This window comes from Rhodobacter sp. CZR27 (assembly GCF_002407205.1).
In the GTDB taxonomy this organism is placed as follows: domain Bacteria; phylum Pseudomonadota; class Alphaproteobacteria; order Rhodobacterales; family Rhodobacteraceae; genus Cereibacter_A.
The window spans coordinates 3,275,032-3,300,082 of the sequence record NZ_CP023548.1 but is presented as its reverse complement, the minus strand read 5'-3'; the positions used below and the strand labels follow the sequence as shown (position 1 = coordinate 3,300,082).

Annotated in this window: 22 protein-coding genes; 13 read left to right on the top strand and 9 right to left on the bottom strand. The window is 69.2% G+C overall.

Going from position 1 to position 25,051, the window contains the following annotated elements:
- Nucleotides 1-2: 2 nt before the first annotated feature.
- The 6 genes from CK951_RS16015 to CK951_RS15990 form a co-directional block, all read right to left on the bottom strand.
- On the bottom strand, nt 3-1,421 hold the full coding sequence (locus CK951_RS16015) for a flagellar hook protein FlgE (protein WP_096787070.1): 1,419 nt from the start codon (nt 1,419-1,421) through the stop codon (nt 3-5).
- 95 nt (nt 1,422-1,516) lie between these two features.
- Entirely contained in the window at nt 1,517-2,353 is an 837-nt protein-coding gene (locus CK951_RS16010) for a flagellar motor protein MotB (RefSeq protein ID WP_198402373.1), read from the bottom strand.
- A gap of 75 nt (nt 2,354-2,428) precedes the next feature.
- Nucleotides 2,429-3,331 carry a hypothetical protein gene (locus CK951_RS16005; RefSeq protein ID WP_096787068.1) on the bottom strand — a complete coding sequence of 301 codons (903 nt, stop codon included), beginning with the start codon at nt 3,329-3,331 and terminating at the stop codon, nt 2,429-2,431.
- Nucleotides 3,332-3,430: 99 nt separating this feature from the next.
- The gene (locus tag CK951_RS16000) at nt 3,431-5,140 is read right to left on the bottom strand and encodes a S8 family serine peptidase (protein WP_232520644.1); all 1,710 of its coding nucleotides are present in this window, start codon (nt 5,138-5,140) and stop codon (nt 3,431-3,433) included.
- Nucleotides 5,141-5,156: 16 nt separating this feature from the next.
- The gene (locus CK951_RS15995; RefSeq protein WP_096787066.1) at nt 5,157-6,104 is read right to left on the bottom strand and encodes a phosphatase PAP2 family protein; all 948 of its coding nucleotides are present in this window, start codon (nt 6,102-6,104) and stop codon (nt 5,157-5,159) included.
- Nucleotides 6,105-6,123: 19 nt separating this feature from the next.
- On the bottom strand, nt 6,124-7,875 hold the full coding sequence (locus tag CK951_RS15990; protein ID WP_198402464.1) for an SARP family transcriptional regulator: 1,752 nt from the start codon (nt 7,873-7,875) through the stop codon (nt 6,124-6,126).
- Between the two features lie 309 nt (nt 7,876-8,184).
- On the opposite strand from CK951_RS15990, the gene nagA reads away from it, so the two are divergent.
- Nucleotides 8,185-9,321 (top strand): N-acetylglucosamine-6-phosphate deacetylase, encoded by a 1,137-nt coding sequence (gene nagA / locus CK951_RS15985; protein WP_096787065.1) that lies wholly within the window; start codon nt 8,185-8,187, stop codon nt 9,319-9,321.
- On the opposite strand, the gene CK951_RS15980 is transcribed toward nagA, so the two are convergent.
- On the bottom strand, nt 9,293-10,207 hold the full coding sequence (locus tag CK951_RS15980; protein WP_096787064.1) for a LysR family transcriptional regulator: 915 nt from the start codon (nt 10,205-10,207) through the stop codon (nt 9,293-9,295). The two genes, nagA and CK951_RS15980, sit on opposite strands and share 29 nt — an antisense overlap.
- A gap of 75 nt (nt 10,208-10,282) precedes the next feature.
- Here CK951_RS15980 and CK951_RS15975 point away from each other — a divergent pair, with 75 nt between their 5' ends.
- From CK951_RS15975 to CK951_RS15960, 4 genes are read left to right on the top strand one after another with little or no spacing between them, the layout of a single operon-like run.
- The gene (locus CK951_RS15975) at nt 10,283-11,494 is read left to right on the top strand and encodes an acyl-CoA dehydrogenase (protein ID WP_096787063.1); all 1,212 of its coding nucleotides are present in this window, start codon (nt 10,283-10,285) and stop codon (nt 11,492-11,494) included.
- A 46-nt stretch (nt 11,495-11,540) separates the two neighbouring features.
- A complete protein-coding gene (locus tag CK951_RS15970) occupies nt 11,541-13,721 on the top strand; it encodes an alpha-ketoacid dehydrogenase subunit alpha/beta (RefSeq protein ID WP_096787062.1) in 2,181 nt (726 codons plus the stop codon).
- On the top strand, nt 13,718-14,752 hold the full coding sequence (locus tag CK951_RS15965; RefSeq protein WP_096787061.1) for an ACP S-malonyltransferase: 1,035 nt from the start codon (nt 13,718-13,720) through the stop codon (nt 14,750-14,752). The genes CK951_RS15970 and CK951_RS15965 overlap by 4 nt, the downstream gene beginning before the upstream one ends.
- Complete coding sequence (locus CK951_RS15960) at nt 14,749-16,236, top strand: aldehyde dehydrogenase family protein (protein WP_096787060.1); 1,488 nt, start codon at nt 14,749-14,751, stop codon at nt 16,234-16,236. The genes CK951_RS15965 and CK951_RS15960 overlap by 4 nt, the downstream gene beginning before the upstream one ends.
- On the opposite strand, the gene CK951_RS15955 is transcribed toward CK951_RS15960, so the two are convergent.
- Nucleotides 16,188-16,745 carry a DUF2478 domain-containing protein gene (locus CK951_RS15955; RefSeq protein ID WP_096787059.1) on the bottom strand — a complete coding sequence of 186 codons (558 nt, stop codon included), beginning with the start codon at nt 16,743-16,745 and terminating at the stop codon, nt 16,188-16,190. The two genes, CK951_RS15960 and CK951_RS15955, sit on opposite strands and share 49 nt — an antisense overlap.
- Before the next feature lie 122 nt (nt 16,746-16,867).
- Between CK951_RS15955 and CK951_RS15950 the strand changes: the two genes are divergently transcribed.
- From CK951_RS15950 to CK951_RS15925, 6 genes are all read left to right on the top strand, one after another.
- Nucleotides 16,868-17,437, top strand: a complete 570-nt coding sequence (locus CK951_RS15950) for a peroxidase-related enzyme (protein WP_096787058.1) — start codon at nt 16,868-16,870, stop codon at nt 17,435-17,437.
- A gap of 219 nt (nt 17,438-17,656) precedes the next feature.
- Nucleotides 17,657-18,934 (top strand): ABC transporter substrate-binding protein, encoded by a 1,278-nt coding sequence (locus CK951_RS15945; protein WP_096787057.1) that lies wholly within the window; start codon nt 17,657-17,659, stop codon nt 18,932-18,934.
- Nucleotides 18,935-18,936: 2 nt separating this feature from the next.
- The gene (locus tag CK951_RS15940) at nt 18,937-19,815 is read left to right on the top strand and encodes a branched-chain amino acid ABC transporter permease (protein ID WP_096787056.1); all 879 of its coding nucleotides are present in this window, start codon (nt 18,937-18,939) and stop codon (nt 19,813-19,815) included.
- Complete coding sequence (locus CK951_RS15935) at nt 19,812-20,741, top strand: branched-chain amino acid ABC transporter permease (protein ID WP_096787055.1); 930 nt, start codon at nt 19,812-19,814, stop codon at nt 20,739-20,741. The genes CK951_RS15940 and CK951_RS15935 overlap by 4 nt, the downstream gene beginning before the upstream one ends.
- Nucleotides 20,738-21,439, top strand: a complete 702-nt coding sequence (locus CK951_RS15930; RefSeq protein WP_096787054.1) for an ABC transporter ATP-binding protein — start codon at nt 20,738-20,740, stop codon at nt 21,437-21,439. The genes CK951_RS15935 and CK951_RS15930 overlap by 4 nt, the downstream gene beginning before the upstream one ends.
- A gap of 1 nt (nt 21,440) precedes the next feature.
- On the top strand, nt 21,441-22,136 hold the full coding sequence (locus tag CK951_RS15925) for an ABC transporter ATP-binding protein (protein WP_096787053.1): 696 nt from the start codon (nt 21,441-21,443) through the stop codon (nt 22,134-22,136).
- Here CK951_RS15925 and cbbR read toward each other — a convergent pair.
- Nucleotides 22,121-23,065 (bottom strand): LysR family regulator CbbR, encoded by a 945-nt coding sequence (gene cbbR / locus CK951_RS15920; RefSeq protein WP_096787052.1) that lies wholly within the window; start codon nt 23,063-23,065, stop codon nt 22,121-22,123. The two genes, CK951_RS15925 and cbbR, sit on opposite strands and share 16 nt — an antisense overlap.
- Before the next feature lie 85 nt (nt 23,066-23,150).
- Between cbbR and CK951_RS15915 the strand changes: the two genes are divergently transcribed.
- Both CK951_RS15915 and CK951_RS15910 read left to right on the top strand, forming a co-directional pair.
- Nucleotides 23,151-24,158, top strand: a complete 1,008-nt coding sequence (locus CK951_RS15915; protein ID WP_198402372.1) for a class 1 fructose-bisphosphatase — start codon at nt 23,151-23,153, stop codon at nt 24,156-24,158.
- 9 nt (nt 24,159-24,167) lie between these two features.
- Nucleotides 24,168-25,040, top strand: coding sequence for a phosphoribulokinase (locus CK951_RS15910; protein ID WP_096787050.1), 873 nt, complete (start codon nt 24,168-24,170; stop codon nt 25,038-25,040).
- Nucleotides 25,041-25,051 lie beyond the last annotated feature (11 nt).

The following is a 25,051-nucleotide window of genomic DNA, read 5'->3' as shown; positions in this document are numbered from 1 at the left end:
CTTCAGCGCTTGATGTTGGTGGTTTCCTGCAGCATCTCGTCCACGGTCTGGATGATCTTGGCGTTGGACGAGTAAGCACGCTGGGTCTGGATCAGGTTCGTGAGCTCCTCCGCGACGTCGGTCGTGGAGCCTTCGCGGGCGTAACCGACCACGTCGCCCGTCGGGCCGTCCCCTGCGTTCCAGAGGTAGAAGGACCCCGAGTCGGGCGATATCGCGAAGGTCTGGTTGTTCAGCGCCGTCAGGCCGTTGTAGTTCGGCACGTCCACCAGCGGCACCTGGTAGATGACCCGGGTGAAGCCCGTGTCGTAGGTCGCCCGAATGTAGCCGCCATCGTCGATCTCGACGCTGGTCAGGTTGCCCACCGGGGAGCCGTCCTTGGTGATCCCGGTCTGGGCGAAGTCGCCGGAAACCTGGGTCATGGCGTTGGCGCTGCCGGGCTTGCCGAGCGTAAGTTCGACCGTGTTGCTCGCCTTGCCCGCCACCGCGAGCGTCACCGTGCCCGTCGCGCTGCTGTAGGTGGGAGACGCAATTGTCCCCGTGCCGTAGGGGTCCACGTTGAAGACGTTGCCGTCCGCGTCGGTGAAGGTGCTCAGCGGGTTGACCGCCGGGGCGCCGGGAGGTGTCGCGCCCGACAGGTCGAGCAGCGTCCCGCCGCCACTGCGGGCGTCGCTGAACTGCATCTCGTAGATCCCCACCACGCGATTGGCGCTGGCGGAATCCTTGATGACCATCGTCCAGTTGTTCGTGGGGGAGCCGCCGCTTGCCGGCATTTCCGGATAGTAGCTGACCGTGAGCGTCTCGGAGGTCCCGAGGTTGCCGAAATACTCCACCGAGACGGTCAGCGCGTCGCCCGAGGCACCGTCCCGGGTTTCTTCCGCGGGCAGGTTCACGCCCAGGCTGATGCGGGTCGTGGGATCGGCCGCCGTCTGGTTCGCGGCGATGACCACGGGTTCGAGCTGGGCGATCGAATCGCGCGACATCGTCGGGATGGTGCCATCGGCAGTTGCGGGCCAACCGAGAAGCACAAGGCCGGTGTCCGTCTTTAGGACGCCGCTGGGGTCGGTCTTGAACGAGCCGGTGCGCGTCATCAGCAGCGCGTCGTTGCCCGTCGTGCTCCCGATCGAGGTTTCCTGGATCACCGGCAGCATCCCGCGGCCGGAGATCGCCATGTCCATCGCGTTCGAGGTCGAGACGAGCGCGCCCCGCTCCTCGATCAGCCGCAGGGTATTGGCACGGACTCCGCCCGCCGAATAGGTGCCGGAATTCGCCGACTGGGTGATCACCATGCTTTCGAAGTCGGCATCGGCGCGCTTGTAGCCGTAGGTTCCGGAGTTCGCGATGTTGTCGGCGATCGTCGCAAGCCTCGTGGCATTGGCATTGAGCCCCGCCACCCCGGCGTTGAGCGAAGAGGAGATCGTCATGAGGAAAGCGCCTTTCTGCTGCTTCGGGCCTTGGTGACCCGAAACTGCGCGCGGCGACTTAATACGGGGCTAACGCAACCCCTCCCGACGGTCGATCATCGGTCCCTGCGGAGCAGAATTACTTCAAGTCGATTGTTTCGCACCACGGTCGGATCCGGCGTGGCCGGTTTCCGGTCGGCGAAGCCCGACACACGTTGCAGCCGCTCGGCCGGAAGCCCGGCCGATTCGATCAGCCCGCGCATCCCCTGCGCCCGCGCCGCGGACAGGTCCCAGACGGGATTGCGGATCAGCGTGATCGGATAGCTGCGGACATGCCCGTTCACCGCGATCCGGTTCGTGGTGATCGGCAGGATCTCGGCCAGAAGCCGCGCGATGTCGTTCAGCACCGGCTCCGGCTCGGCGGTGTCGCCGAAGAACAGCGGCACGGCCGGAAGGTCGAAGATCTCGATCACCAGGCCCTCGTCGGTGATGCGCGTCACGACGTGGCGCAGCAGGCGCTGCATCGTCATGCTCTCGCCAGCCCGGGCGCGGAGCATCTTGTCGACCTCTTCCAGCCGGGCCTGCTCCTCGGCGGCCTCGCCGGACTCTCCCAGCTCGCCGCGCGCCTTCTCCTCGACGGTCGCACGGTCGTTCACGGCGCCGGTGCCCGTCTGGGTCATGGTCTGGTCGTGAAACACCGAGTTGCCACCGAAGGCGCCATCGCCCCCGCCCGAGACCCGGTTCATCGGAATCGTCGGATTGAAGTAATCCGCCAGCCCCTTGCGCTGTTTCTCGGTCGTTGCGTTCAGCAGCCACATCAGCATGAAGAAGGCCATCATGGCCGTCACGAAATCGGCATAGGCAACCTTCCAGGCACCGCCATGGTGCCCGCCGCCCTGCACGACCTTCTTCCGCTTTATGACGACTGGCGCGGCATTCGACTGCCCTGCCATCCCGTACACCCGTTCATACACACCCGGCGCCAGTGTTACCGAAGGCGCGTGAACGGCACCTTAACCTGCGGCATTTTAGGGGTCGGAGGAGGTCGGGGTGGCCACGAGCGCAATGCGGGTTTCCAGCCCGATCGCCGTATAGTCCGCGTGGAACCGCCGCGCCGCCGCGCGGGTCAGACCGGCCTCGAGCCGAACGCCCTGAGCGCCGCCCGGCGCCAGCAGCCGCTCGCGCCGGATGCGGCTTCGGGTGGCGACGAAATCCGCGAGGTCGGGGCGGCCGAGGTCGTGGCCGGCCGCAAGGAACAGATCGAACCGCTGGAAATCCCGGTTCAGCGCATCGACCAGATCGCCGTGGCGCTCCATCACCACCTGCGCGGTGCGGGCGTCGAGGCCGGCCCCCACGGCGCCGCTGAAGTCGCAGCGCGACAGGCCCAGCCGGCGCAGCAGGGTCGCAAGCTCGGGCGTGAGGGTGCAGCCCCGCCTCAGGAACAGGTCGTAGCGCGCGGCGGGAGCGCGCGAGATCGCGACCCTCAGGCCACTGTCGCGGCGCAAGGCCCGACGCAGGGCATCCGCCTCGCGGGCGCTGAGGGAAAGGACCATCCCGTTGAGCCCGTGGAGTCCCGCCCGGACGGCATCGGGCGGGATCCGCAGATGCGAGGACAACCGGCCGATGGTCGCCTCGGTCGGGACGCGCACGGGCTGGATCGCCACCTCGACCATGACGGCGGTCTCGGGGCTTCCCGCCGGTTCGATCCGGATCGTCACGCCCATCGCCGACAGCAGCGGCGCGAGATGCCGGGCCGCTTCCTCCGGAACCGCCTCGCCAAGCACGGCAGGCTGCCGGACGAAGTTGCGGATCACGGCGAGCCGGTCCAGACCGAGGTGCGATGCGATCACATCCGCGGCGACGCCGGATTGCTCGGCCGCCGAGACGAGGGTCACGCGCACCTGACCGGAAGTTTTCCGTTTGGCAGACATGGCTTGCTCCCTGTTTCCCTTCGGTCAGCTTGTCGCTCAAGGTGTGACGTCACCGTAATCGAGCCGTCAAACATCCGTCAAATCGCCAAGATGAGATTTTCATGCACGTTTTCCATGACGCAGGTCATCGGTTTCCGAACGCGTCGGACCAGTCTGGGCCTGCACCGGAACGGGGTGGGCCTGCGCGGCCTCCACCAGGGCTGCGGCATCCGGCAGCCCCGCGCCGAAGAAGGTGGCGGGACCCAGCAGCGGCTCGTCATCGGCATTCATCGTGTCCGGCGTCAGCGGCCGGAAGCCCGGCGCAACGGTTGCCGTGACCGAGGACGCCCGCGTGAGGAGCCGCTTGGCCGTCCGGCCGTCCAGCGCATCCTTGCCCGCCGCGCGACGCGCACGCTGCATCAGGGCGACCAGACCTCCGACCAGGGAGGCGGCGCCGGACGTTCCGCCAAAGGCGGTGTAATACCCCCCGCCTAGCCCCGGATTGCCCTGCGCCGGCACGACGGAGGACCAGGGAGCGGCCCCACTGTCATAGCCGAAGACGCCCGGAAGGTCCGTCGTGACCAGCTCCAGGGGGCAGTAGACATGCTCCTTCCCGGCGCCGACCGAGTGGTCGTGCATGCCGATCAGCGGGTCATGGCGGTTCAGCCGCATCTGGTGGCGGGTATAGACCGGATAGTCGTCCGAGGGCGCCACCAGCGTCAGCCCCTCGCCATAGTTGGAGTAGCCGGCCCGCAGCCCTTCGGCCGTCACGGCGCCCACCGCGATGATCCCGTTGCCATCGTCGGCGAGGTTCGCCGGATAGATCAGCTGGCTCTCGCCGTCATTGCCGGCCGCACAGACGATCGGGATATGGCGCGAGATCGCCTGGATCAGGTGGCAGAGGATCTTCCACGGCCGGTCGGGCTGGAAGCCCTGCTGCGCGCCGTAAGGGTCGGACGCAGCCGCTCCCGGTGCCTGCAGGCGCTGGAACAGGTCGGCCGCGTCGCGGCTCTTCCAGGTCTCCAGATCGGCCTTCAGGTCGTCCTTCGGCTGCAACCGCCCGCGCACCGGGTCGGGCAGGCCGCGCGGCAGCACGATCACGTCCACCCGATGCTGCCAGGCATAGAGGAAGGCCGAGATGAACTGCAGCGGATCGCTCTCGAACGAGGTGCGGATCGAGATCAGGCGCGAAAACGGGTCCACGCCGAAATAGGGCAGGAGGTTTGCGTCCGGGTTGATCTCGCCATGCGGGAAGGCCCGTTCCGGGGCAAGCCGCGCGCCGCTGTGGGGCGCGACGGCGGCGGGCTCGCCGACGATCAGCCCGGCGCAGGCGGTGCCATGGGCGGCGAAGGTCTCGTCGGGCTCGAACAGCCGCCGCGTCACGCCCTGCGAGCCGCGCAGGTCCTCGACCATGGCCTCGAGGAAGTCCGTCTCGTGCGAGGACAGCTGCAGCGGGTGAAGCCCCTCGAGGTCGAGGGTGGCGAAGAACGCCTGTCGCTCCTCGCGGGTCCAGGGTGTCGCATCGTCCACGGGCAGGGCCCGCGCGCCGTAGCGATGGCTGGTCAGGTCGATGGACCGATCCGAATCCACCCGGCTGGCAAGGTTCGGATGCATCCGGCTGACGCCGGTGTCGATCAGCGCGACGGTGGCGGTGCCGCCGTCGATCCGGTCCCAGACCGTCGAGCGGATCCGCGGTGCGGGCACCTGCCGAAGCGCGCTGTCCGAGACCGGCGGGACGTCGGACGGAACCGGGCCGAAATCCGCATCGAGCACCCCGAGCGCCGCGAGATGCCAGAGCCAGTAGTAGCGCGGGGGAACCGGGCGGGTCATCCTCACTCTCTCCATGTCAGTGCCACTCCGCCTGTGCCGCAAGGAAGGCGGCGCCGAACGCGTCGCGCAGGTAGGGCGCGAACCGCCGCGCCAGCTCCTTCCCCGCAATGGTGTCCGAAGGGAAATGCAGGCCCGCCCATTCGCGGTTCTCCGCCACGTTCTGCGCGATGCGCTGCAACTCCTCGGTTGCCGGATGTTCGGGCAGGATGGCGTTGAAGGCGAAGACGATGGAATGGGCCTGGAAGGAATGGTTCGACGGGAAGCTCTGGTGCGCGGGCACGGCCAGCAGCGGGCGCAGCCGCGGCTCCACCACGCTCGGCCGGTCGCGATCGATCCGCGCCTTGTAGAGCAGCCCGACATATTCAGTCGCCTGCAGGATGTTCAGGAACAGCCCCTCGGTCGCCTCGTAGCCCGAGAACCCCTCGATCCCCAGCGGGCGCAGGAACTCGTCGACCGAGAACGCCGCTTGCGCCTCGATCTCCGGCAGGCGCCGCATCCGCTCGGCGTCGCGGGACTGCATGGCAAGCAGCACCGCCGTCTCCAGCCGGGTGAAGTCCGGCCCCGGCGGCAGGCAGATGTCGAGGCACTCCCAGACGAAGCGCCGGGCGACGGTGAAGGGATCGGCCGCCGGAAGCTGGTGAAGCCGGCGCAGCTCCAGCGCCGGCATTAGCGTGGCCGCGCCCGCCGCAACCCCGCCACCCGCCAGCTTGTTCTTGTTCTTGTTCTTGTTCTTGTTTTTATTCTTGTTCTTGTTCTTGTTGAGCGACGACTTGTTCTGCACCGACTTGTTCAGCGCCGACAGCGCGCCGGTGCCGGCAGCCACGTCCGCAGCGGCCGATCCGTCGCTGCCGATGTCATGGGCTGCGTGGGCCGGGCCCTCGACGGGCAACACGCGATCGGCGTTGACCTCGAAGACATAGCGATTGAGAAACGCCGCGACCGCGGCGGCATGGGGGTTCGACATCCCTGTCCTCCTGGCCGGTTCAGTGCCTGCGCACGCCGGCCTTTACCAATCCATCCAGAAAATGCCGACCGCCCTCGGTATCAAGGCCGGGATAGCCCGACTCCCTGAGCGAGGCGATCGAGAAGTTCGGCTCGACCTGCAGCAGCCGGTCGAGGAACAGCCGCGCCTCGTCCGGCCGGTCGAGGTGGGCGTTGGACGACACCAGCACCCGCAGGAGCGAGTTGAAATCCGGCCGCTCGGCCAGCGCCGCCTGCCCGGCGTCCAGCGCCGTGCGGTGATCGCCCGAGAAGTTGCCGGTGATGGCGCGGGTCGTCTCGAAATAGTAGCGGTGCGGGCTGAAGGCGCCGAGGTGCCGCGCCCAGCGCGCCATGGCGAGCGCGCGCTTCGGCTGCCCGGCATAGGCATGCAGCATGGCATAGAGGTCCCAGGCCAGCGTCTGCGCCGGATTCACGCGCAGCGACCGCTCGAACAGCGCCGCGGCATGGTCGAATTCGCCGAAGAGATAGGAGTGGATATGGCCGACCAGCGCCGAGACCAGCGCGTTGTTCGGCTCCAGCCCCAGCGCGCGATGGGCGAGGTGCTGCGTCTCCTCGATCAGCGGGGCATCGGCCGGGTTGAAGCGCTGGCCCACGCGGAACGTGTTGAGGAAGGCAAGCCACGCGTAGCCCTGCGCCGTGGGGGTGGTATCGACGTGGCGGCGCAGGATCTCTTCCGACCGGTCGAGATCGCCCCGCGCCAGCCGGAACATCGAGGCGACGGCGGCGGCGATGCGTCCGTCGGCCTCGGCGGCCTCGGTGCCGTGGCGGCGCAGGAAGTGCATCATCGCCTCTTCCGTCGCGCGCACGATCAGCGGCATGGCAAAGGTCGCCTCGGCCGCCTCTCGCCGGGGCGCCGCCATCTCGTCGGCCCAGACCAGCGTGTTGTCGGCGGGATTCTGCAGCACGATCCCCAGCCGCAGCGAGGTCGGATCGGCCAGCACGCGGACCTGAATGCTCAGATGAACCTGCTCGGGCAGGCGCGAGAACAGCGGCGGTCCCACGTCGCCGAAACCGACCGGCGCCATCTCCACGAGGCGCAGGTCGCCGGTCTCGATCAGGGCCCGCCGCAGGGCGCGCTGCACATCGGCATGAAGCACCGCCGCGGCCGGGTCGCCGCCAAGGATCACCGGCGGCATCAGCGCGACGCGCCAGCCCGGCTCGCTGTCCGAGGGCGGCGCCCCGGTCGGAGGCCGCAGGGGCATGGAGGGCGGCGGCGCGGTGCGCGGAACAGCGGGCGAAGCCTCGCGCCGCGCCTCGGAAAGCACGGCCTTCGGCGCCAGATCGGCCTCGAAACCGGCCTCCTCCAGACGGGCGAACCAGCTTTGCCGCTCCAGCGTCAGCCATTCCTCGAACTCGGGATCGCGCACGTCGATCCCTTCAAGGAAATGCTCGGTCGTCACCGGCTCCTCGCCCCGCCTCTCGCGCTGTGCGAGTTCCAGCGCATCGACCGATACCATTCCCAGATCGAGCGAGACCGTGTTCTTGTCCGCCGTCAGCAGCTGCGCGCCGCGCGCCCCCAGCGACTTGCGGATGTCGAGCAGCGCCTGCCGCAGGCTGGCCGAGGCCTGATCCTCGCCCCGGTCGCTCCACAGCTTGTCGCGCAGCCACACGCGCGAGCGCGACCCGCGAGGTGCCACCGCAAGCATGGCAAGGATGGCGCGCGACTTCCTCGACTTCGGCGTCAGATCCTCGCCGCCGGGCCCCAACAGGGTGAAGGGCCCGAACAGATACATCTGGAAGGCAGGACGGCTTGCCGCCATCGAATAGGTCACCGACTGAGGGGGCGGAGCCCCGGAGTCCGCCCGATGGCGCCACAGTGACCGACGCGCGACGTCGGGTAAAGCGGGAACGATGGCAGGCGACATGCCAGCCATGCTGATGACCGCATGGGCGACGCAGGCCAAGATGCTTCCCTCCTTGACGGTTCAGGTCTAGCGGCTTAGCCCGTCCGCGTGATCCGAGCGTCAAGCGAGCGTCAAAGTCCGCGGTCGGCGGCCGGAAAATCGATCATCCCGCACCCGCCCCTGCCGAAAGAGCCTGCCATGCCGCGGATCCTGATCGGAGCCACCCTGTTCGACGGCCAGCACTTCCGGTCCGGCGAGGCGCTGCTGATCCGCGACGGCCGGATCGAGGCCATCGCCGCGCCCGAGGCGCTGCCCCCCGCCCCTGTCGAGCGAATCGCGGGGATCCTCGCGCCGGGACTGGTCGATCTGCAGGTGAACGGCGGCGGCGGCGTCATGCTGGATGGTGGCGCAACGGCGGACACCCTGCGCACCATCTGCGCGGCGCAGGCGTCGCTGGGGGTGCTCCACGTCCTGCCGACCCTGATCACCGACACGCCGGAAGCCACGCGCCGCGTGATCGAGACGGCGATGTCGGCGGGGGACATCCCGGGCTTCCTCGGGCTGCATCTGGAAGGGCCGCATCTCGACCCGCGCCGGAAGGGGGCGCATGACGCCGCCCTGATCCGGCCGATGACCGACGAGGACCTGTCGCTCTACCTGAGGGCCGCCGCCGCCCTTCCGAAGCTGATGCTGACCCTCGCCCCGTCCGCGGCCACGGCCGGGCAGATCGCGGCGCTGGCACGGGCCGGCGTGACGGTCAGCCTCGGCCACACGGATTGCACTCTGGCCGAGGCACGCGCCGCCTTCGCGGCCGGCGCCGCCTGCGTGACCCACCTGTTCAACGCCATGAGCCCGCTCGGCCATCGCGAACCCGGCCTGCCCGGCGCGGCGCTGACCTCGGACGTGCCCGCGGGGCTGATCGCCGACAGCCTGCACGTCGCGCCCGAGGTCCTGCGCATCGCACTGGCGGCAAAACCGCAGGGGTTGTTCCTCGTCTCGGACTGCATGGCGGTGGCCGGCACCGACCTCACCGGCTTCACGCTGCACGGCCGCCGCATCCTGCGCCGCGACGGGCGCCTGACGCTCGAAGACGGAACGCTTGCCGGCGCCGACCTAACGCTGCCGCAGGCGGTCCGCAACCTCGTGGCGCTGGGGGTTCCGGCCGCGCGTGCGCTGGCAATGGCGACCTCGGCCCCGGCCGCGGCGATCCGCCGGCCCGGCCTTGGCCGGCTGTCGCCGGGGGACCCCGCCGATCTGGTGCTGCTGGACGAGGGCCTGCATCCGGTGGCCATCTGGCGCGCGGGCGTCAGGACAGACCTGCCGTCTCGGCCCTGAGCCAGTCGCGGAAGGCCGCCAGCGGCGGATGCTCGCCCCGGCCCTCGGGCCAGACCAGCCAATAGGCATGGCGGCCGTCCACCGGCCCGCCGAACGCCGGCGACAGCGTGCCCTCGGCCAGCGCCGGTGTCGCCAGGAACTCGGGCAGCAGCGCCACCCCGATGCCGTGGATCGCCGCCTGCATCATCGTGGCGAACTGGTCGAACACCATGCCCCGCGGCACCGGCGCACTCACCCCGTGATGGGCAAACCAGTTGGCCCATCCCCGCGGCCGCGTCTCGAGCGTCAGAAGCGGCAGCGACAGCAGGTCCGCCGCCCCCCGCACCGGATGCGCGGCAAGGAACTCGGGCGATCCGACTGCCACCACCCCCTCGCCGAACAGCCGCATGTGGCCCGCCCGGGGCCAGGTCGGGCTGCCGAAGTGGATCGCCGCGTCGAACTCCTCGCCCTCGAAGTCGAAGGGCTTCAGCCGGGTCGCGAGGTTGATCGTGACGCCGGGATGCACCTTCAGGAAGCCCGGCAGGCGCGGCGCCAGCCAGTGCGTCCCGAAGGTGGGCAGGATCGCCAGCGCCAGCACCCCGCCATCCGGGTCGGAGGCCAGCCGCAGCGAGGCCCGGCCGATGATGTCGAGCGCGCGCCGCACCTCCTCGGCATAGGCGAGCGCCGCCTGCGTGGGCTTCAGCCGCTTGCGCTGGCGCTGGAAGAGCGCGACGCCCAGCTGCGCCTCCAGCGCCTGCACCAGCCGGCTTACGGTGCCCTGCGTCAGGTCCAGCTCGCGCGCGGCCGCGGCGGTTGAGCCGGTCCGTGCCACGGCCTCGAAGGCCGAGAGCTGGCCCACCGGGGGCAGATACCGTCGCGCAACCGCCACTTGATGCGTTTCCTGCATGAACTTCGGCAAAAATAGCGTTTTCCGAGCCGCTCATGAAGCGGTATCTGCCGGGAAACTCGCCCGGAGGACACCATGAAAGACCTGAAAGCCAAGGATGCCCCCGATCTCGGCCGCTTCGACTGGGAAGACCCCTTCCGGATGGAGCTTCAGCTGTCCGAGGAGGAGCGGATGCTGCGCGACGGCGCCCGCGCCTACGCCCAGGAACGGCTGCTGCCGCGCGTGACCGCCGCCTGCCGCGAGGAGCAGACCGATCCCGCGATCTTCCGCGAGATGGGCGAGATGGGCCTTCTGGGCGCCACGATCCCCGAGGCCTACGGCGGGCTCGGCGCCTCCTACGTCGCTTACGGCTTGATCGCGCGCGAGATCGAGCGGGTGGATTCCGGCTATCGCTCGATGATGTCGGTGCAGTCCTCGCTGGTGATGTATCCGATCTACGCCTACGGGACCGAGGAGCAGCGGCAGAGATACCTGCCCGGCCTTGCCAGGGGCCAGTTCATCGGCTGCTTCGGCCTGACCGAGCCTGATGCCGGGTCGGACCCAGCCGGCATGAAGACCGTCGCCCGGAAGACCGCCGGCGGCTATGTGCTGAACGGCTCGAAGATGTGGATCTCGAACGCGCCGATCGCGGATATCTTCGTGGTCTGGGCGAAATCCGAGGCGCATGGCGGCAAGATCCGCGGCTTCGTGCTGGAGAAGGGCCTGAAGGGGCTCAGCGCCCCGAAGATCGCCGGCAAGCTCAGCTTGCGCGCCTCGATCACCGGCGAGATCGTGATGGATGGCGTCGAGGTCCCCGAGGACGCCCTGCTGCCCGACGTGGAAGGGCTGAAGGGTCCGTTCGGCTGCCTCAACCGCGCGCGCTACGGCATCAGCTGGGGCGTGCTGGGCGCGGCCGAGGCCTGCCTGCACGCCGCGCGCCAGTATGGCCTCGACCGCAGGCAGTTCGGCCGTCCGCTGGCGCAGACCCAGCTTTACCAGCTGAAGCTTGCCAACATGATGACCGACATCGCGCTGGGGGCGCAGGCCAGCCTGCGCGTCGGGCGGCTGCTGGACGAGGCCAATGCCGCGCCCGAGATGATCTCGATCGTCAAGCGCAACAACTGCGGCAAGGCGCTCGAGGCCGCGCGGCACGCCCGCGACATGCACGGCGGCAACGGCATCCAGGAGGATTTCCACGTCATGCGCCACATGGTGAACCTGGAGACCGTGAACACCTATGAGGGCACGCATGACGTCCATGCGCTGATCCTCGGTCGCGCGATCACCGGGCTGCAGGCCTTCTTCTGACTTTCTCACGATCAACCCGCGGGGCGCCCCGCGGGGGAAGGAACCGATGCCGCGCTCGCTGATCGTCCATGAGAATTTCCTTGCCCGAGTGAAGGCGCGCGACCTGCCGCCGGGCAAGGCGCCGACGCCGGGACTTGCCCCGCACGAGATGGTCTCGCTGTTCCGCAGCCAGTGCCTGTCGCGCGCACTGGACCGCACCAGCCGGGCGATGCAGAAGGCGGGGCAGGGCTTCTATACCATCGGCTCGTCGGGGCATGAGGGCATGGCCGCGGTGGCCCATGCCCTGCGCCTGACCGACATGGCCTTCCTGCATTACCGCGATGCCGCCTTCCAGATCGCGCGGGCGGCGCAGCTGGGGCAGTCGATCACTTGGGACATGCTCCTGTCCTTCGCCTCGTCCTCCGAGGATCCGATCTCGGGCGGGCGGCACAAGGTCCTGGGATCGAAGGCGCTGGCGATTCCGCCGCAGACCTCGACCATCGCGAGCCACCTGCCCAAGGCGGTGGGCGCGGCCTATTCGCTGGGCCTCGCGCGCCGCCGCCCGCCCGAGCACCGCGCGATGCCCGAGGATGCCATCGTCATGGCCAGCTTCGGCGACGCCTCGGCCAACCATTCCACCGCGCAGGGCGCCTTCAACACCGCAGGCTGGACGGCATTCCAGTCGGTGCCGCTGCCGATCCTCTTCGTCTGCGAGGACAACGGCATCGGCATCTCGACCAAGACGCCCCGCGGCTGGATCGAGGCGAGCTTTTCGCATCGGCCGGGTATGCGCTATTTCAGGGCCGATGGTCTCGACATTTCAGAGGCTTGGGCCGTGGCGCGCGAGGCCGCCGACTTCGTCCGCAGCCGCCGCAAGCCCGCCTTCCTGCATCTCTCCACCGTCCGTCTCTATGGTCATGCCGGGGCGGACCTGCCCACCACCTACATGAGCCGGAAGGAGGTCGAGGCCGAGGAGGCCAACGACCCGCTGCTCCACTCGGTCCGGCTGCTCGACCAGTCTGGCGCGCTCTCGCCCGACGAGGCGCTGGCGATCTATCTGGAAACGCAGGAGCGGGTGGAGCGTGTCGCGGCCGAGGCGGTGACGCGGCCGCGCCTGCGGACGGCGCCCGAGGTGATGGCGAGCCTGATCCCGCCGCCCCGCGCCTGCGCCCCGGCGAACGGCCCCTCCGAGGAGGCCCGCGCGGCGGCCTTCGGCGCCGATCTCAAGGCAATGGACGAGCCGCAGCCGATGAGCCGGCTGATCAACTGGGCGCTAACCGACCTGATGCTGGCCCATCCCGAAGTGGCGCTGATGGGCGAGGACATCGGCCGCAAGGGCGGCGTCTATGGCGTCACGCAGAAGCTGCAGGCGCGGTTCGGCGCTGACCGGGTGATCGACACGCTGCTGGATGAGCAGTCCATCCTGGGCCTCGGGATCGGGCTGGCGCACAACGGCTTCCTGCCGGTGCCCGAGATCCAGTTCCTCGCCTATCTGCACAACGCCGAGGACCAGATCCGCGGCGAGGCGGCCACCCTGCCCTTCTTCTCGAACGGCCAATATACGAACCCGATGGTGGTGCGGATCGCGGGTCTGGGCTACCAGAAGGGCTTTGGCGGACATTTCCACAACGACAATTCCATCGCCGTGCTGCGCGACATTCCCGGGCTGATCCTCGCCTGCCCGTCCCATGGCGCCGATGCGGTGATGATGCTGCGCGAATGCATCCGCCTTGCGCGCGAGGAGCAGCGGCTGGTGGTATTCCTGGAACCCATCGCGCTTTATCCCATGCGCGACCTGCTGGCCGAAAAGGACGGGCAGTGGATGCAAACCTATCCCGAGCCGTCGCGGCGGATCGGCTTCGGCGAGATCGCCGTCTCCGGCGACGGCAAGGATCTGGCCATCGTGACCTATGGCAACGGCAATTACCTGTCGCATCAGGCGAATTTCGCGCTTCGTGAAAATGGTGTGGCCGCACGGATCATCGACCTGCGCTGGCTGGCCCCCCTGCCCATCGAGGCGATGCTGGCGGCCGTCGCCGGTTGCGACGCCGTTCTGGTCGTGGACGAATGCCGCCGCTCGGCCGGCCCGGCCGAGGCGCTGATGACGGCTCTGGCCGAGGCCGGGCACCGCCGCATCGCGCGCGTGACGGCCGAGGACAGCTTCATCGCCACCGGCCCGGCCTATGCCGCGACCCTCCCCTCGCGCGAGGGAATCCTCGCGGCCGCCCTCGATCTGGTGCGGTCATGAGGGTGGTCGTCGTCTGCCCGGGCCGGGGCACCTATACGAAGGCCGAACTCGGCTCGCTCGGCCGGCTCCATCCCGACAAGACCGCGCTTTTCGCCGGCTTCGACGCCCTGCGCCGCGCCGAGGGGCAGGAGACGCTGGCCGATCTGGACGGCGCGGCGGACTATTCCGTTGCGCGCCATACGCGCGGCGACAATGCCTCGGCGCTGATATATGCCGCGAGCCTTGCCGACTTCCTGTCGCTTCGGGATGTCGAGATCGCCGCCATCACCGGCAATTCGATGGGCTGGTATACGGCACTGGCCTGCGCCGGCGCGCTCACGTCCGACGACGGCTTCCGGGTGGTGAACACGATGGGCACGCTGATGCAGCAGGCGCTGATCGGCGGGCAGATCGTGCACCCCTTCATGGCCGAGGACTGGCGGCCCGACCTGGCGCGCAAGGCCGGGCTTCTGGCGCTGGTGGCGCGCATCGCCGCGCGTCCGGGCCGGGTTCTGGCGCTGTCGATCGACCTGGGCGGGATGCTGGTCCTTGCCGGCAATGCCGAGGCTCTGGCCGAGTTCGAGGCCGAGGTTCCGCCGGAGCAGGGCCGCTTTCCCCTGCGCCTGGCGAACCACGCGGCCTTCCACACCGCCCTTCAGGCGCCCGTGGCCGAGCGGGGGGGCTCCCTGCTGCCGGAAAGCCTGTTCGGCCAGCCGAAGATCCCGCTGATCGACGGCAGGGGCGCGCTCTGGTGGCCAAAGGCCACCGACACCCGGGCGCTGCGCGACTACACGCTCGGCCATCAGGTGACCGAGCCCTACGACTTCACCCGCGCCATCACGGTCGCCGCGCACGAATTCGCGCCGGATGCCTTTGTCGTCCTCGGCCCGGGAACGACCCTTGGCGGCGCGGTGGCGCAGAGCTTGATCCTCGCCGACTGGCGCGGGATGAAGGACAAGGCCGATTTTCAGGCCCGGCAGGCCGAAGGCCCGCTGCTGATCTCGATGGGACGCGAGGATCAGCGCGGGCTCGTGACAGGAGGAAGGCGATGACGAAGCTGTTCGATGCCCTGGGGCTGGACGGGGCCGAGATCACGAGCGGCGCGCTGGCCGTGCATTCGCCCATCGATGGCGCACGGCTCGCGGCGGTTCATCCCACCGATCCCGCCGCAATGCCCGCCATCATCGCGAAGGCGCAGGCGGCCTTCCGCATCTGGCGGGACGTGCCCGCGCCGCGGCGAGGCGAACTCGTCCGCCTGTTGGGCGAGGAACTGCGTGCCGCCAAGGCCGATCTGGGCGCGCTGGTGACGCTGGAAGCGGGCAAGATCACCTCGGAGGGGCTCGGCGAGGTGCAGGAGATGATCGACATCTGCGACTTCGCCGTCGGTCTCTCGCGCCAGCTTCATGGCCTGACCATCGCCTCGGAGCGGCCGGGCCACCGGATGATGGAGACCTGGCACCCGATGGGGCCTTGCGCCGTCATCTCGGCCTTCAACTTCCCCGTGGCGGTCTGGTCGTGGAACGCGGCGCTGGCGCTGGTCTGCGGCGATCCGGTGATCTGGAAGCCGTCCGAGAAGACGCCGCTGACCGCGATGGCCTCGATGAAGATCCTCGGCCGGGCGCTCGCGCGGTTCGGCGACGCGCCCGAGGGGCTGGCGCAGCTGGTGATCGGCGGCCCCGAAATCGGCGAGGCGCTGGTGGCGTCGAAGGATGTGCCCATCGTCTCGGCCACCGGCTCGACCCGGATGGGGCGGATCGTCGGCCCGAAGGTGGCCGAGCGTTTCGGGCGCTCGATCCTGGAGCTTGGCGGCAACAATGCCATGATCGTGGCGCCCTCGGCCGATCTCGACATGGCGGTGCGGGCCATCGTCTTCTCGGCCGTGGGCACGGCGGGCCAGCGCTGCACCTCGCTCCGGCGGCTGATCGTGCACCGGTCGATCCGCGAGGATCTGGTGGCGCGGCTGGCGACAGCCTACGCCTCGCTGCCGATCGGCGATCCGCGCGCCGAGGGCACGCTGGTCGGGCCCCTGGTTGATGCGGCGGCGCGCGACCGGATGCTTGCGGCGCTGGAGCGGGCGCGCGCCGAGGGCGGCACCGTCCACGGCGGCCGGCCCGTGCCGGGTGTCGAGGGCGGGGCCTATGTCGAGCCTGCCGTCGTCGAGATGCCGGCCCAGACAGCGGTGGTGCGCGAGGAGACCTTCGCCCCCATCCTCTATGTCATGGGCTACGAGACGCTCGACGAGGCGATCGCCCTGCAGAACGACGTGCCGCAAGGCCTGTCGTCCTGCATCTTCACGCTGAACCTGCGCGAGGCCGAGACCTTCCTGTCGGCCGCCGGGTCGGATTGCGGCATCGCCAACGTGAACATCGGCCCATCGGGTGCCGAGATCGGCGGAGCCTTCGGCGGCGAGAAGGAGACCGGGGGCGGACGCGAAAGCGGCTCGGATGCCTGGAAGGGCTACATGCGGCGGCAGACGAACACGGTGAACTATTCCGCGAAGCTGCCGCTGGCGCAGGGCGTGAGGTTCGACTTCTGAGACCGGCGGCAGGCGGTGCGGCACCAGTCCAGCACCGCCCCCCGATCAAGGGGAAGCTCCTCGGCCAGCCCTCCGGTGAAATCGTCCCACGCCGGGCGGCTGTCCTGCCGGACCGCGACCAGCACCGGGATCTGCCGTTCGCAGGCGCGCTCGATGACGGCGCGCAGCCCGTGGCCCTCGGCCTCGGCCTTGCCGAAGCGCGGGATCACCAGCAGGTCCGGGTCGGCGCCGAGCGTGGCCAGCGCACCCGCCGCCGCCCCGGCCAAGGCCTGCGGATCAAGCTTGCAGCCGCGCGAGCCCGGCCCGAGCCGCTGCGTGATGCCCTGTGCGCCCCCGGTCGCCAGATCCCTGATCCGCACCTCGCCATCAGGCTGCCGCTCCTGCAGGAAGCCGGCGAGGATCAGACCCTCGGCCCGCAGCACCGCGACCACCTCGTCGAGGAGCGCATCCACCCTCGGCGCGCCCAGCGGGATCGCCGCGAGGATCAGCCGCTCGGTTTCGTCATGCATCGGCCATCTCCCGTCCGCCGCCCCCTCCCTCGCCCGACGTGGCGTCGCGAGCCTTGATCTCGCGCAAGCGGGGCTCGTTCAGGGCCACAGGACATGGCACCATCCCTGCGGGAGGACCCGCCATGACCACATCGCCGATCAGCCGGTTTCCGGTGCCGGACCTTGCAACCCTGCCGCCGGACATCTCCGAGCGCATCCAGGCCGTCCAGGAGAAGTCGGGCTTCGTGCCCAACGTCTTCCTTGTCCTCGCGCACCGGCCGGACGAGTTCCGCGCCTTCTTCGCCTATCACGACGCGCTGATGGAAAAGCCCGGCACCCTGACCAAGGCCGAGCGCGAGATGATCGTGGTGGCGACCTCGAACGCCAACTCCTGCCAGTATTGCGTGATCGCCCACGGCGCGATCCTGCGCATCCGGGCAAAGGACCCGCTGGTGGCGGATCAGGTCGCGGTCAACTACCGCAAGGCGGACATCACGCCCCAGCAGAAGGCCATGCTCGACTTCGCGATGAAGGTCTCGCAGGCGTCGCATCTGGTGGGGCCGGCGGATTACGAGGCGCTGGCGGTGCATGGCTTCGACGCCGAGGATGCCTGGGACATCGCCGCCATCTCGGCCTTCTTCGGCATGTCGAACCGGATGGCCAATGCCACGGACATGCGGCCCAATGCGGAGTTCTACGCGATGGGGCGGTAGGCGGGGCGCCCCCGGCGCCTGTTCCACGCGGCAGAGCGACCATCGCTGCACCACCCGGCAGCGCAGGCGCATGGATATTACGCTGTCCGGGGAATCGTCGGCAGTGCGTGGGCGGCATCGTGGGACGCCCGGTAACATTATTTCTTGAAAAAACCGGCGCGCCGGTGTTTTGCGTTGCAGCAACGTGAACCACGGGTCCAGTACAAGCGGAGGTTGCCCATGCGCGCGACGACGTTCCACCCTTCCCGCCGGTCGGTGCTTGCCGGAGGCGCGGCCCTCGCGGCCACGGCGGCGCTGCCCCGCTTCGTGCAGGCCCAGACCTCGGAGCCGATCCGGCTCGGCTTCCAGTTGCACCGCACCGGCATCGGCGCCGCCTACGGCCGCTGGTACGAGCGCACGGCGCTTGCCGCGCTGAAGGTGGTGAACGAGGCCGGCGGCATCGCGGGCCGGCCGGTCGAGATCCTGTTCGAGGATGACGCGACCGACCCGCGCCGCGGCGCCGAGGTGGTCGAGAAGCTGGCGACGCAGGCCAATGTCGACCTGATCTTCGGGCCGCTGTTCAGCCATGTGGTGATCGGTTCGGCCCCGCGGGCGGGCGAACTGAAGATCCCCTACCTCGTCTGCTCGGAAGGCTACCACGTCGCCTCGGGCAAGCTGAACCGTTGGGTGCTGCAGCCGGGGATCACCGACGTGCGGGCGCAGGTGACGGCGATGGCGCCCTTCGTGACCTCGACCCTCGGCAAGAAGGTCACGATGATCTTCCCCGACTACGCCTTCGGCCACGACCACCGCGACTTCTTCTCGGCCGCGGTCGAGGCGCAGGGCGGCGAGGTGGTGGCGAAGATCGCGATCCCGCCGACCGAGACCAGCTTCACCCGCTACTTCCCTCGCATCCCCTCGGAGACCGAGGTGCTCTATCACGTCATGGTCGGGCCGTCGGTCCTGACCTTCGTGAAGGAGCTGGGCGAGTTCTACGGATCGGGCGCGAAGCCGCAGATCTTCGGCTTCATCGACTCGCTCGAAGCGGTGGACATCGGCAGCCCGGGCCTCGAGTTCCTCGAGGGCTCGCACTTCTGGGAAGGCCAGTGCCGGATGCTCCAGCCCGACGCGTCCGAGGCCGAGACCTTCTATCGCGCCGCCGTGGGCGTGGATGCGAACGGCGCGGCCATCGAGGATCCGAAGAACGTGTCCTGCTACGGCCACATGTTCTCGGTCTGGGAGACGCTCTTTGCGATCAAGCAGGGCATGGAGGCCTGCGGCTGGCGCGGGCCGCAGGACCGGCAGGCCTTCGTCGAGGCGATCGAGGCGATCACCGACATGCCCGCGGGGCGCGAGCGTCCGCAGGGCGCCAAGGTCTTCAACGCGAAGCTTCACCAGGCCTTCGGACACCAGTTCATCACCAAGCTGGAAGGCGGGAAGCTCGTGAAGGTCCACGAGACCTCGATCGAGGACGGCCATTACGAGAGCGACGTGGACTACACGGCCATGTCCTTCTGAGGATGGACTTCGGACCCTACCTGCTTCTCGCCGTGATGGAGGGGCTGGTCGGCGCGGCGGTGCTGGCGCTGACCGCCTCGGGGCTGAGCCTCGTCTTCGGGGTGATGCGGGTGGTGAACGTGGCGCATGGCGAGTTCTTCATGCTCGGCGCCGTCGCCGCGTGGTTCGTCAGCCAGTGGGTTCCGGGCCCGCCCGCCGCCGCCTTCGCGGTGGCGCTTGTGGCCTGCCCGCTGATCGTGGCCGCGCTCGCCGCACTGGCGGACATGGCCGTGCTCAAGCGGCTGGGCTACGAACCCGAGGCGACCATCGTCGCGACCATCGGCCTGCTCTACATCCTGCAGCAGGCGGCGCTGACGCTCTACGGCCCCGAGGCGCGGCCGGTGCCCCCGCCGTTCGAGGCGCGGCTGCAACTGCCGTGGTTCGGCTGGTCCGGCTACAAGCTCTTCGTGATCGGGGCCGCCGCGGCGGTGCTGACAGGCCTGTGGCTTCTGCTGACGCGCACGCGGGCGGGCCTCGTCATGCGCGCGACGCAGGTGGACCGCGAGACCGCGACGGCCTTCGGCATCGACGTGGGCCGGGTTTATGCCGGCGTCTTCGCGCTGGGTGCCGCGCTTGCGGCCGTGGCGGCCGTGCTGATCGTGCCGATCCAGCAGGCGCACTATCTGATGGGGGGCGACCCGCTGCTTTTGTCCTTCATCGTGGTCATCATCGGGGGGTTGGGCAGCCTTCGCGGCACACTGGTCGCGGCACTCGTGATCGGGATTTCGGACGGCGTGATCTCGACCTTCTTCGAGCCGACGCTGGCGAAGATCCTTGCCACGCTGCTGGTCGCGCTGGTGCTGGTGTTCCGCCCGCAGGGCCTGTTCGGAGAGCGCGCATGAGGGCGCTGGCCCTGCATCTCGGGGTTCTGGCAGCGCTTTTCGCGTTGCAGTTCGCCCTGCCCGCCTATCACCACACCAACGCGGCCCGGATCATGGTGCTGGCGGTCTATGCCATGGGCTACAACATCGCCTTCGGCTACACCGGCCTTCTGTCGCTGGGCCACGCGCTGTTCTTCGCGGCCGGCATGTATGCCACCGGCCTTCTGGTGGATCGCGGCGGCTGGGAGGCATGGGCCGCGCTGCCCGCCGGCCTGATTGCCGGAGGCGCGGCGGCGGGGCTCCTCGGCCTGCTGGCGCTGCGCACCACGGGTCCGGCCTTCATGATCGTGACGCTGATGGCGGCGCAGGCCTTCCATCTGTCCATCCTCTACTGGGGCGGCTTCACCGGCGGGGACGAAGGGTTCACCCTGTCCGGGGCAGCCCGGATCGTCGGGCCGTTCGATCTCGCCCAGCCCGCGACGCGCTATGCCGCGGCCTTCGCCCTCTTTGCCGCCGGGATGCTCGTCACGCTCGCGCTGGTGCGCTCGCGCCTCGGCCGGGTGCTGGTCGCGGTGCGCGAGAACGAGGCGCGGACGCGGATGCTCGGCTATGACACCTTCCGGGCGCGACTGGCGGCGATGACCCTCTCGGGACTGTTCGCCGGCGCGGCGGGGGCGGTCTACGGGCTGATGTTCGGCTATGTCGGCGGCAGCTTTGCCTCGATTCAGTATTCGATCCTGCCGCTGATCTGGGTGTTGCTGGGCGGGGCGGGCACCGTGCTCGGGCCGCTGCTGGGCACGGCGCTGATGTTCTACCTGATCGACCTGTCGTCCTCGGTCACCACCGCCCCGCAGTTCGTCGTGGGTGCCGCGCTGATCGGGCTGGTGCTGTTCGCCCCCCGTGGCATCCTTGGCACCCTGCGCGAGCGCGGCTGGAGGCTGCCATGAGCCTTCTGGAAGCGCGCGGCCTCGTCTGCCACTTCGGCGGGGTGAAGGCGATCGACGGGGTGGACTTCGATCTGGAGGCCGGCGAGATCCACGCGCTGATCGGCCCGAACGGCGCCGGCAAGTCGACGCTGGTCGGGCTGCTGTCGGGCCGGGTGCCGGTGCAGGAGGGCACGATCCGCTTCGACGGCCGCGACATCACCCGCCTGCCCGCCCACGCCCGCGTGGGCTGCGGCATCGCCTATGCGTTCCAGATCACCTCGGTCTATCCCCGCCTGCCGGTCTTCGACAACGTGGCGTTGGCGGTGCAGCGTAAGGGCGTGCGCGACCTGAAGGCCGCAACCCTTGCCGCGCTGGACCGCGTCGGCCTCGCGGACGAGGCTGACCGGCTGGCCGGCACGCTGTCCTACGGACACCAGCGGCTGCTGGAGATCGCGATGGGGCTGGCGCTTTCGCCGCGGCTCCTGATCCTCGACGAGCCGACTCAAGGACTGGCGGCGGGCGAGATCGAGGGGTTCAAGGCGCTGGTGCGTTCGGTGGTGCCGCAGATGACGGTGCTGCTGATCGAGCACAACATGGAGGTGGTGATGGACCTTGCCCGGCGCATCACGGTGCTGAACAACGGCCGGGTGCTGGCGCGCGGCACGCCCGCCGGGATCCGGGCCGACACGGCGGTGCAGGCCGCCTATCTGGGGCATTGAGATGCTGCGGGTCGAGGCCATCGACGCGGGCTATGGCCGGGTGCAGGTTCTGCGCGGCCTGTCCTTCGAGGCGCGCGCCGGCGAGGTCACCTGCGTCATGGGCCGGAACGGCGCCGGAAAGACAACGCTGCTGCGCGCCGTCATGGGGCAGGTCCCGCTGACCGCCGGCAGCATCGCGCTGGACGGGCAGCACATCGACGGGCTTCCGGCACACAGGATCCCGAGGCTCGGGATCGGCTACGTGCCGCAGGGGCGGCGGCTGTTCGGGCCGCTGACCGTCGCCGAGAACCTGGAGATCGGCCTGATGACCCGCGGCCGGGGCCCGAGGGTGCGCGAGCGGGTGCTGGACCTCTTTCCGCGGCTGCGCGAGCGGCTGTCGCAGACCGCCTCGACCCTCTCGGGGGGCGAACAGCAGATGCTGGCCATCGGCCGCGCGCTCTGCCTTGAACCGAAGGTGATGCTGCTGGACGAACCGACCGAGGGCCTGCAGCCCTCGATGATCGCCCTGATCCGCGACACGGTGCGCGCGCTGCGGGGCATGGGGGTCGCGGTCATTCTGGTGGAACAGCGGATCGAGGCGGTGCTGGACCTTGCCGACCGGGTGGCCTTCGTCGAGACCGGGCAGGTCGCCGAGAGCGTCGCCGCCGCGGCCCTGGCTCCGGATGCGCCGCAGTTCGCGCGCTATGTCGGCGTCTGACCCGCCACTGCGGGCAGGTAGGAGCCCTTCAGCTTCACGATCTCCTCCTGCAGCCTGAGTGCCGAGGGCGAGAGCATCCGGTCCACGGGATGAACGAGGAACCAGTGACGCTCGATGGGAAGACCCGGGGCGGCAAGCTGCACGAGCTGGCCGAAGCGCAACTCGTCCATCACCACATGCAGCGACAGGAAGGCGATGCCGAGACCGGCGATCACCGACTGCTTGATGGTCTCGTTCGAGTCCATCTCGATCAGGTCCACCACCTGCCCCTCGCCCAGCCGGTCGAGATAGCGCGACATCAGAAGCCGCGTACCGGAGCCTTCCTCGCGCGCGAGGAAGGTCTGCGCCAGAAGCTCGGGCACCGGCACCTCCGCCAGACCCGCCAGCGGATGATCCGGCGGCGCGACAATGCCGTGCGGATGCGGGCCCAGCGCGACCGAGGCGACCTCGGGCAGACGCGGCGGACGGCCCATCACGGCGAGGTCCACCATGTGACGGGCGAGGTCGTCGATCACCTGCTCGCGGTTGCCCACCCGCAGCGCGATTCGGATGTCGGGACAGGCGGTGCTCAGGACCTTCACCAGCCGGGGGGCGAAGTAGCGCCCGGTCGAGACCACGCCCAGCGTGACCTGCCCGGTCCGCCCCTGGCTGACCGCCATCACTTGGTATGAGCACTGCGACAGAATGACTTCGATGCGGCGAGCGGCCTCAAGGACCGCTGCGCCCGCAAGCGTCGGCGTGAACGGCACCGCCTCGGGTGAGCGGTGCAGGAGAGGCACACCGAACACATCCTCCAAGTTCTTGATCTGACTGTGAATTGCGGGCGGGGTCAGGCCCAGCCGCGCCGCGCCACCGGTCAGCGAGGCGGTCTCGGCCACCGCCGTCAGGGTACGCAACTGCTTCAGGGTGACCGCATCCAGCCGGATCATTTCAGTTTTTCCGAAGCAAAATTCACTCTTATTAAATTCCACAAAATCACAGGATCGGCAAGGTGGGGATCGTGAAGTGGAGGAGATGAGAGTGAAGCCGTTTTCCACCAATCCCGATGCCATCCCGGCCGACCTGCAGGACGTGATGGATCGCGTCGGCTCGGTCGCGATCGAGGTCGCGAACCGGATCGCCCGGGGCGGCATTGACGAGGACCTTGCCGGCCTCTGCGGCACCAACACCGACGGCGACGGACAGAAGGCACTCGACGTCATCGCCGACGATGCCTTCCGCGATGCGCTCGCCGGTTCCGCCGTGAAATTCTACGCCTCCGAAGAGCAGGAGGATGCCGTCACGGTGAACGAGGCGGGGACGCTGGCGCTGGCCATCGACCCGCTCGACGGCTCGTCGAACATCGACACCAACCTTTCGGTCGGCACGATCTTCGCGATCTGGCCTGCCGAGGCCACCGCCGAGGCGAGCTTCCTGCGCCCCGGCTCCGAGCTGCTGGCAGGCGGCTACGTGATCTACGGCCCGCAGTGCTGCATGATGGTCAGCTTCGGCAAGGGCGTGCAGAAATACGTGCTCGACCCCGGCACCCGCAGCTTCGTGCTGGTGAACGGCGACGTGAAGGTCCCGCCGACCTCGACCGAGTTCGCGATCAACGCCTCGAACTACCGGCACTGGCCGAAGCCGATCCGCGCCTACATCGACGACTGCGTGGCCGGCACCGAAGGCCCGCGCGGGCGCAACTTCAACATGCGGTGGCTCGCCTCGCTGGTGGCCGAGACGCACCGCATCCTCGCGCGAGGGGGCGTGTTCCTCTACCCCCGCGACAGCCGCAAGGGCTATGAGCACGGCCGGCTGCGCTACCTTTACGAATGCGCGCCCATCGCCTTCGTCATCACCCAGGCGGGCGGCGGCGCCACGGACGGCGAGAACCCGATCCTGAGCCAGACGCCCTCGCGCCTGCACGCGCGCACGCCCTTCGTCTTCGGGTCCGCCGAGAAGGTGGCCCGCATCACGGCCTACCACGACCTGCCGGAGCAGGAGACGTCGGCCCTTTTCGGCAATCGCGGACTGTTCCGGAGCTGAGTTCCCATCATGAGCAAGAAACACCCGATCATCTCGGTCACGGGCTCGTCTGGCGCGGGCACATCCACGGTCAAGCACACCTTCGACCAGATCTTCCGCCGCGAGGGCGTGAAGGCCGTGTCGATCGAGGGCGACGCCTTCCACCGCTTCAACCGCGCCGACATGAAGGCCGAGCTTGACCGCCGCTATGCCGCGGGCGACGCGACCTTCTCGCACTTCTCCTATGAGGCCAACGAACTCGAGGAACTGGAGCGGGTCTTCCGCGAATACGGCGAGACCGGCAAGGGCCGCACCCGGACCTATGTCCATGACGCGGCCGAAGCCGAGAAGACCGGTGTGCCGCCCGGGCATTTCACCGACTGGCGCGAATTCGACTCGGACAGCCACCTGCTGTTCTACGAAGGCCTGCACGGCGCCGTGGTGAACGACAAGGTGAACCTCGCGGCCCTGGCCGACCTGAAGATCGGCGTGGTGCCGGTGATCAACCTCGAATGGATCCAGAAGATCCACCGCGACCGCGCCACCCGCGGCTACACGACCGAGGCCGTCACCGACGTGATCCTGCGCCGGATGCACGCCTATGTGCACTGCATCACGCCGCAGTTCACCCAGACCGACATCAACTTCCAGCGCGTCCCGGTGGTGGACACCTCGAACCCATTCGTGGCGCGCTGGATCCCGACCGCCGACGAGAGCCTCGTCGTCATCCGCTTCCGCAATCCGCGCGGCATCGACTTCCCCTACCTCACCTCGATGATCCACGGCTCGTGGATGAGCCGCGCCAACTCTATCGTGATCCCGGGCAACAAGCTCGACCTCGCGATGCAACTGATCCTGACGCCGCTGATCGAGCGCCTCGTGCGCGAGAGCCGGCTGGCCTGACCCACACCCGG